General features: G+C 53.7%; 2 protein-coding genes. Both read right to left on the minus strand.

Annotation, left to right across the window (positions count from 1 at the left end; genetic code table 11):
• Positions 1-74: 74 nt before the first annotated feature.
• A complete protein-coding gene (locus tag QZR21_RS08995) occupies positions 75-665 on the minus strand; it encodes an ANTAR domain-containing response regulator (protein ID WP_296101868.1) in 591 nt (196 codons plus the stop codon).
• Positions 666-671: 6 nt separating this feature from the next.
• On the minus strand, positions 672-2,090 hold the full coding sequence (locus QZR21_RS09000) for a histidine kinase N-terminal domain-containing protein (RefSeq protein WP_296101866.1): 1,419 nt from the start codon (positions 2,088-2,090) through the stop codon (positions 672-674).
• Positions 2,091-2,345 lie beyond the last annotated feature (255 nt).

Raw genomic sequence — 2,345 nt, forward strand, 5'->3', positions numbered from 1 at the left:
ATTGCATGAAAATACAAGAGTATAATCGAACAACGATTTAATCAGTGCTTCCCTAAGCAGAGCCAAGGCTCTGCTCACTTATTCTTTCTCGCCATAATTTCCTTGACCACCCGCTGGGCCACTTCTGCGATGGGAAGGCCCCGCTTCATGCTGGTCTGCTGCATCCGGCGGTACGCATCCTGCTCTGTGATATGGTAGTAATCCATGAGAAGGCCCTTGGCCCGGTCCACGATTTTACGGGCTGCCAGCTCCCGTTCCATATCCTTCACCCGATCCACCATGTCCCGTTTCTGCCGGTACTGGCTCACGGCGATCTGGATAGCGGGGAACAGGGTCCTTTCCTCCACAGGCTTCATGACATAGCCGAAGACCATGGACTTTTTCGCCTTTTCAATCATGTCTTCATCCCCAAAGGCCGTAAGAAGCACCACGGGGGCCAGGTTATCGTGGGCAATCATCTTTGCAGCCTGGAGTCCGTCGAGCCGGGGCATCTTCACATCCAGAATCACCAGGTCCGGTTTCTTTTCTTTCACCAGGTCCAGCGCTTCTACCCCATCGGAGCCTACGCCCACCACTTCGTGGCCTGCCTCTTCCAGCATTTCCCGCAGATCCATGCAGATAAGCGCTTCATCATCGGCAATGACAATCCTGTATTTTTCTGCCATATTCCCTTACCCCTCCATCACAGCCAGGGGGCAGTAAATGTCTGCCACCACCAGGCCATCTTCATTCTTTAGTGTAAACCGGCCTTTCAGTTCAATTTCCGAAAGATTCCGTACGATCTGGAGACCCAGGTCAAATGTTTTCGTACTGAAATCATCGGGCAGGGGATGCCCGTTGTTTTTGATATACACGTGAAGGTCGCTGCCCTTGACCTCCGTCCCCACAACGAGGGTCCCCTTCGGTAAATCCCGGAAGCCATGGTCAATGGCATTATGGATGAGCTCATTGGCCGCAATGGCCAGGGGCACCGCCTTTTCAGAATCCACAATGAGAGACCGTCCCGACTTTTCCCGCATCACATTCACCGGCCTCAGGGCCAGGCTGTCCACGGAGAGCTTCGTGATCTTGTCCAGGAGAATATCCATATCGATTCGGTCACCGCTCTGGCTGGCCAGGATATCGTGAATCTGGGAAATGCCAAGGATCCGGCTCACCGCCCGGCGGAGCGCTTCCTTCGTATCCTCATCCTTCGCCCGCCGGGCCTGCATACGCAGCATACCGGCAATGGTGTTCAGGCTGTTTTTCACCCGGTGATGGATTTCCTTAATTACTGAATCCTTCACCAGGATCTGCCGTTCCTTTTCCCGGATGGCGGTGACATCGGTGAGTACCAGCACGATGCGGGCCACTTTGCCGCCGGAAATGATGGGAAGTCCCCAGGCGGAGAGGGTCACATTTTCCGATACCTCATCGCCATAGGCCGGTTTTCCGGTCTTCATGACCTGGTCCACCAGAGGGAAATGGACGATGGTGTGCCCTATGATTTCCCTCTTCTCCACCGCTTCCTTATCCAGTACGAAATAGAGGTCATCGGCCATATCATTGGCGTAAATGATGCGCCCCACGGAATCCAGGATAATCACCCCATCCTGGGGGCGGATACTGTAGTACTTATCCATGTCGAATGGCACCTGCAGCGCCAGATTTGCCGTATCTGTCAGCACCTGCTGCTGCTTCAGGGAATTCGACATGAAGCACACCGCCGCAAAGGGCAGGCCCGCATTATCCACAATGGGGTAAGCCGTCACTGCCACCGTAAGGCCCTGGTCCAGTTTCATGCGGCCCACCACCTTCCTTCCGGTGGCAAAGACATTGTCGATAATGGCCAGGTCTTCCACCAGCCGGGTATCACCGGAATGGAAGAACGTGGATCCATGGGTGTAGGAGGGCTTCACTGCCGAAAGGATGACAGAGAGTTCTTCATTTTTTCCCTTGGCACAAAGGTAGACCTGGTTTCTCGAAATATCGGAAGCCAGCTGCAGGACCACCTGCATGTGGTCCAGAATCTTAGCCTGCACATCGGTCAGGTTTGTCGTATCTCTTACCAGCGTATAGAGCTGGCTCATTTCAATTCCACGGGTTTGCATGAATGCCTCCTTTGTATATCGGATTACCGGTAAATCCACAGGGCTGTCATATGGCTGAGCTGCGTGTGAGCGGATGGAGCATTGAGCCTTCAGCCTTGAGCATTGAGCATTGAGCATTGAGCTGGTCAGCCGTTTCACGGCGGGTGTCGGATGACCGGATCTGATGCGAACGAGCGGGACTTCCAGCAGCAAGATGTTACGGAAGCGCTGATTAATTCGCAGAGTCAGATTTCATAAGGATTTTTATGCACTGCT

The sequence above is a fragment of the uncultured Dialister sp. genome (genome assembly GCF_900541605.1).
Classification (GTDB): Bacteria; Bacillota; Negativicutes; order Veillonellales; family Dialisteraceae; genus Dialister.

Excerpts from the sequence above, each read along its gene's own strand:
- QZR21_RS08995 (WP_296101868.1), bottom strand. The coding sequence starts at position 665 with ATGGCAGAAAAATACAGGATTGTCATTGCCGATGATGAAGCGCTTATC.
- QZR21_RS09000 (WP_296101866.1), bottom strand. The coding sequence starts at position 2,090 with ATGCAAACCCGTGGAATTGAAATGAGCCAGCTCTATACGCTGGTAAGA.